At 61.7% G+C, this 5604-nt stretch carries 4 protein-coding genes and 1 pseudogene; 2 read left to right on the top strand and 3 right to left on the bottom strand.

Annotated elements, in window-relative coordinates:
• Together GJ693_RS13360 and GJ693_RS13365 are read right to left on the bottom strand one after the other, a co-directional pair.
• A pseudogene (locus GJ693_RS13360) lies at nt 1-234 on the bottom strand (hypothetical protein); the annotation flags it as partial.
• Nucleotides 235-279: 45 nt separating this feature from the next.
• The gene (locus tag GJ693_RS13365; protein ID WP_156256779.1) at nt 280-1347 is read right to left on the bottom strand and encodes an AI-2E family transporter; all 1068 of its coding nucleotides are present in this window, start codon (nt 1345-1347) and stop codon (nt 280-282) included.
• Between the two features lie 319 nt (nt 1348-1666).
• On the opposite strand from GJ693_RS13365, the gene GJ693_RS13370 reads away from it, so the two are divergent.
• Together GJ693_RS13370 and GJ693_RS13375 are read left to right on the top strand one after the other, a co-directional pair.
• Nucleotides 1667-2599 carry a hypothetical protein gene (locus GJ693_RS13370; protein ID WP_156256780.1) on the top strand — a complete coding sequence of 311 codons (933 nt, stop codon included), beginning with the start codon at nt 1667-1669 and terminating at the stop codon, nt 2597-2599.
• A gap of 21 nt (nt 2600-2620) precedes the next feature.
• Nucleotides 2621-3187 carry a HEPN domain-containing protein gene (locus GJ693_RS13375; protein ID WP_156256781.1) on the top strand — a complete coding sequence of 189 codons (567 nt, stop codon included), beginning with the start codon at nt 2621-2623 and terminating at the stop codon, nt 3185-3187.
• 193 nt (nt 3188-3380) lie between these two features.
• Here the strand turns inward: GJ693_RS13375 and GJ693_RS13380 are convergent.
• On the bottom strand, nt 3381-5604 hold a 2224-nt coding region (locus GJ693_RS13380), incomplete at its 5' end, for a YbcC family protein (protein WP_156256782.1).

The following is a 5604-nucleotide window of genomic DNA, read 5'->3' on the forward strand; positions in this document are numbered from 1 at the left end:
CAGGCCGGGCGGCACGTCCTGCGCGGCGGCGACCGCCTGCGGCAGGCCCTGCGCGTCCAGCTTTTGCGCCGGCATCGGCGCTGCCACTGGCGCTGCCGGCGCATCGGCCATCCAGCGTTCCAGCTGCGGCGCAAAGGCCAGGCCAATGGCAATGCCGGCCGCCACGCCGCAAAACAGCACGGCGGTGCGATCGATCAGCAGGAACGCCGGATGTTGGGAAGAGGTTTCAGACATGATGTGCGGCGGTCTTCACCACGCCGCGCGCAGAGTCGCAAGCGGTTAGCTACCCGTGAGCGGTGAAGAGCGGCCGAGACGGGTCAGGCGCACCTTCAGCAACGCCATCAAGACGACGGTGAGCGGCACCGCCAGCACCACGCCCAATGGCCCCAGCAAGGTGCCAGCGGCGATCAGGCTGAAGATGGTCAGCACCGGTGGCAGATCGCCAAAGGTCTTCTGCGCGATCGGCATCACCACATTGCCCTGCAACTGCTGCACCACCACCAGCGCGACGATGGTGAAAATGCCGGTCTCCGCGCTCTGGCCAAAACCCAGGATGATGGTGGGCGCCGCCACCAGGATGACCCCCAGATAGGGCACGAATTCGCACAGGCCGGCCACCAGCCCGATCGCCAGCGGTGACGGCAGGCCGACCAGCCACAGGCCCAGCGACGTGCCCACCGCCACGAACGCCATGCCGATGGCCTGGCCCTTCAGCCAGGCGGTGAGCGCCTCGCGCACCGCGGCCACCGTCTCGCTGGCCCGGCCGCGCGCGCCCGACGGCAGCATGTCGATCAGCCCTTCGACATAGAGCCTGGGCTGCGCCGCCAGATACAGCGCCGCCACCAGCACCACGGCAAAGCCGGTGATCGCCGAACCGATATTGGCCAGCGTCGCCTGCACGATGCCCACCACCTGCTCCATCTTGGGCGCATAGGTGCTCAGCTGGGAGATCAGATCATTGCCGATCGGCGTCGCCCGCACCCAGGCCTCCACCCGCGCCATCGCCTCCGGCAATTGCTGCGACAGGATGATGAACTGCTCCACCATCATTGTGCCGAACAGGCCGAAGATCACCGCCAAAACGCTGAGCGGAATCAACACCGCCGCCGCAATCGCCAGCGCAAACGGCAACCGCAAGCGCCGCTGCAGAAAGGCGGCAAAATCACTGAGCATCAGGCCGACCAGCGCACTGGCAAACAACACCAGCACCAACTGCTGCAACTGCCAGATCGCCAACGCCAACCCGATCCCCGCCATCACCGCCAACGTGCGCCGGAACCAGCGGCCGCTGTCATCAGGCGCGGGGCCATGGCCGGGGAGATGATGGGGCTCGGGGGAAGTCGTCATGCTGGGCCATCATGGCGGGGGTGACGGCAGAAAGGAAGAGGGGCCTCCGGCGGGCAGGGTCGCGGACCCTGCACCCGTCTGATTTCTGGATAGTGCGAGATGGCCATTATGGGGCGCGGAAGAACGCTCAAGCGCGACTGAGATCTGCGCGTGACAAGGCCTCTTACGCAAAGCTCGCTCAGGGAGATGTATTCACACCGTCTGATTGGATGTATGAAACTACAATCAGGGTGTTAGATTGAGCCAACCACGGACTAGTGTCACCATACACGCCGATTCCATATGGCTTGCAGCACGTTTAGTATTATTGAGGGATAATATGCCGTTCGACGCAGTCACGCTTCACTATGTTGAAGATGCATTAGCCGATATTTACCAATACCACAATTCACTCGACAATTTCATAGTTCGCTGCGGATTTTCGCAAGATCTTTTACGCGTAAGTCGATTAAGAGCTGAAACGCGCGCTTCTGGCGGACGGTTTGATAAAGCTCCCAAACGGTATGTGGTACAAGAAATTCTTCGGGATTTATCTACGTTGGGAGCAAGTGGCGATCTTATCGTTGCACGAATCATCGATCAGTTAGCAAAGGGAAGCTTTCCACAAGCAACGCCAGCAGCAGTTTCCGCTATTGAAGCTCTAAAGGCACTGGCTGAAGCCAACCGAAAGACAAAAGCTCAGGAGCTGCAGGATAGTGAGCGGGAAGCCGCCATCGCTAGGCGGTCGGCAGAGCGAGAAAAAGAGGCTAAGCGAGCAGAAAATACCAAGCGACGTGACGGACTGCATGATCGATTTATGGGATTGATGGCCGAAACTAATGCTCAACAGCGCGGATATTTGCTCGAGCAGTTTTTGAACGATCTCTTTGAATTTGAAGGACTTGAACCAAGAGGGTCGTTCCGTATCGAGGGAGAGCAGATAGACGGCTCGTTTGCTTGGCGCGGTGGCACGCACCTCCTTGAAGCGAAGTGGACCAAGGAAAAAGTTGCCGGTGCAGAATTTGGTGCCTTCACGTTCAAGGTTGAGGGAAAATCGGCAGACACTCGTGGCCTTTATGTCTCGATTTATGGATATACGGAGCCGGCAATTGCCGCAGTCAATGCTAAAGGTGCGCTCAAATTTGTCTGCCTTGATGGTGCTCATATTGTGCGCGCTCTGTTAAGCGAAGATGGACTAAAGCCTATACTAACCCGTGTTTGGCGGCATGCCGATGAAACTGGAGAAGCATACCTGCCCGTTAATAGACTCTAGGGAGAATCGGATTTAAAAATAATGTCAGAAGAGTATCGCAGAAAATTGATAGATCATGCCATTTCAGATCAACCGATACTGAGTGATTTCTTAGTTAATAGCTCATCTATTAAACTGCAAATCCTCGGCAATTGGGATTTCATTGCATATAGTTACAGCAAGGCTTTCGAAACCTTGTGGGATCACGCAAAATTAGACACGTCTGACCTTCTATTGCAGCCGCTCCTTATGCTTTGGCGGCAAAGCGTCGAACTGTCCATAAAAGCGGCATTGGTTGAGATAGAGGGGCATATTGACCCAAGTCTGGGGCATAATATTGAGGCATTGTTTGCACGACTAAGTTCCGCTCTCAACCAATTGGGCTATCCGCAGAACGACGAATTCACTCAAGGCGTACACGCTATGATTACCGAGGTTCAAGCGTTCGATCGCTCCGCGGACCGGTTTAGGTATCCTTCAAAAAGGAACGGCAATGACTTTGCGCCAGTAGACGTCGAGCTAGACAAGCTATTTCAAGCACATCTACTGATCACCGTATACTGCAGTGGTGCAGGTGACCAAGTAGCCGAAAACAGAAGAATAGAATAAGGAATGCGTGAGGCGGGCGCCCATCTATCTTACATGCGCGCCCGAAAACGAAAGGGTGCAGGGTCTGCGGTCCTGCCCGCCGGAGGCTCTTGTTGCCTTGCCCCTCTGGTTCGCGCCCACGGCGCGGACCCACCCCCGACTCTTCCCTTGAAAGGGAGGGGAGAGGGAGGGGGGCGCTACTACTAGCTGGGGCTCAGACCGCCACCCACTCGCCATCGCGGGTGTAGCGGTGCGCCACGCGGCCGGTTTCGTCCATCGCCCAGAGGTGCAGCCATTGGTTGTCCACCAGGTCCTGCACCATCTGGTGGGCCAGGATGATGGCGCTCATCGCCTCCAGCGGGGCTTCGATGAAGACGTTGAGGCGCAGCGGTTCGTGCATCAGTTTTTCGCCGTCGTGCACGGATTGCCAGGCCAGGCCGGTCTTCAGATCGCCGGCGTTGCCTTCCAGCACGCCCAGGGTGCCGACCACGTTGTGGAGCACCTTGTTGCCGGCGCCCCACACCCGGTTGTTCACGGTGGAGCCGTAATATTGCAGGTTGATCCACGAGGCGACGACCATCGGCGCGGTCATGATCAGTTTGAGCACGCCAAAGCCGTCGTCCTGCTTCCAGTCGTAATTGTGCAGGAAGCTGCGGCCGCCCAGATCGATGCCGAGTGTGCGTTCGCGCGGCGCGGCGATGAAGGCGCCGTTGCCGGCCAGGCCCCATTCCGGCCGCACCTGCGCCCAGTCGCGGCTGCGGCGCAGCACCTGGGCGTCGATATCGCCTTCCGGCGCGTCGAGATTGAGGAAGCGCGCGCGTTCGTGGCGGGCCAGGGTTGAGGCGCGGGCCAGCCAAGCCTCTACCTCGGCCAGGTCGCCGCGCAGGGCGGCCGGCACCTGGTCGCGATCAAAGATCGTCACCTGATCGGTGGTGGTGTCGTGCAGGGCACCCAGAAACCAGCTGTCGTCGGGGATGTGGATGCCGCGGCTCTTCAGCCCGATGCGCACGGCCGGATCGTTGAGGATATCGGCCGCAATGCGGGCATTGGCTTCCCCGGTGTGGCCACCGCAGGCGCCGCAATCCAGGCCAGAGGCGTGCGGGTTGTTGGCGGTGGTGCTGCCATGGCCGGCGAGCAGCACCAGGCGGGCGAAATCCCGGGTCAGGCTCATGGCGCGCAGCACGGCTTCGGCCTGGTTCAGCCGCTGTTCGGCGTTGAGGCCGGTCATGCGGCCGCCGACCATGCGCGGCTCCAGCCGCGGGCCAAGTTTGCCGATCACCGCGCTGTCGAGCCCGTCGGTGTTGGGATCGGAGACGGTGCGGGTCAGGCCCAGCGCGTCGCCCACCAGCTTGGGCGCAAAGGCCAGGCCCATCGCCTCGACATAGGTGAAGCTGGAGACGGCAGACTGCTTGAAGCTCTTCCACGCCTTGGCCGCGCGGCGGCGCAGCAGGCGCAGGCCGAGCACTTCGGTTTCCTCGTCGGGCGTGGCGCCGCCGACCATTTCGGTGATGGTGAAGGCCGGGGTGAGCAGCACCGGGCAATGGGCGCCGCCGGTTTCGCGGCCGATCGGCACATATTCGATCGGGTAGCCGAAGAAGCCGGCAAAGCCGATGGTCTCGACACCCGGCGCCACCTGTTCCAGCGCCCGGCGATAGACTTCGGAGCGGACGTCGATGCAGAAGGCGGCCTGCAGCGGGGTGCGGCCGGCCACGCGCGGCAGCGTGAACGGCTGCGGCGCGGCCTCGTCGCGGCCCAGCTTGGCCAGCAACTGGCGCTGCCAGGCAATTTCATAGGCTTCCTGGAACAGCAGATCGATCGCCAGTTCCGGATCGGCGGACAGGCCGGCATCATCCGGCAATTCAGCGGCCTGGCGCATTTCGGCGGCCCAGGCGGCCTGGAATTCGGCATCGCTGCGCTGGCGGAACAGGGCATAGCCCCAGGCCATGCGGATGGCGAGCAGCTCGACCAGGCGATTGTCCTGCCGGCCGTAGAGATTGTTGTCCCACACGAGGTAGCGCACATAGGCGGCCCAACCGCCGATATCGAACAGCGCGCGGTGCAGATAATCGGCCTGGGCGCGCTGCGGGATGCCGATGGCCGCCACGATGTGGCCGATGGCGGCGACAGGATCAGCCGGCAGATCGGCGATGATGCGGCGGAAGCCCTTGACGCCCAGCGCTTCGGCGCCGCGATCATGCTTCATGGTTTCGCGCCAGGCGGCCCACGGCGACAGGTGCCGCACCGGCATCTGCCAGCTGGCCTGGCCCTCATCGAAATAGGCGGCGCACCAGCGCGAGATTTCATCGACCATGAAGGCGGTGCGGCTGGCCTGGCGGTCGCCGGCGGAGAGCCGATCGAGCACTTCGGCGATGGTGGCGACCACGGCCGGGCCGCTGGCGCGCTGCGCCGGATCGCGGGCCAGCGCGGCCTTGGCCATC

Origin of the sequence: Sandarakinorhabdus oryzae (genome assembly GCF_009733735.1) — a bacterium.
GTDB lineage: Bacteria > Pseudomonadota > Alphaproteobacteria > Sphingomonadales > Sphingomonadaceae > Sandarakinorhabdus > Sandarakinorhabdus oryzae.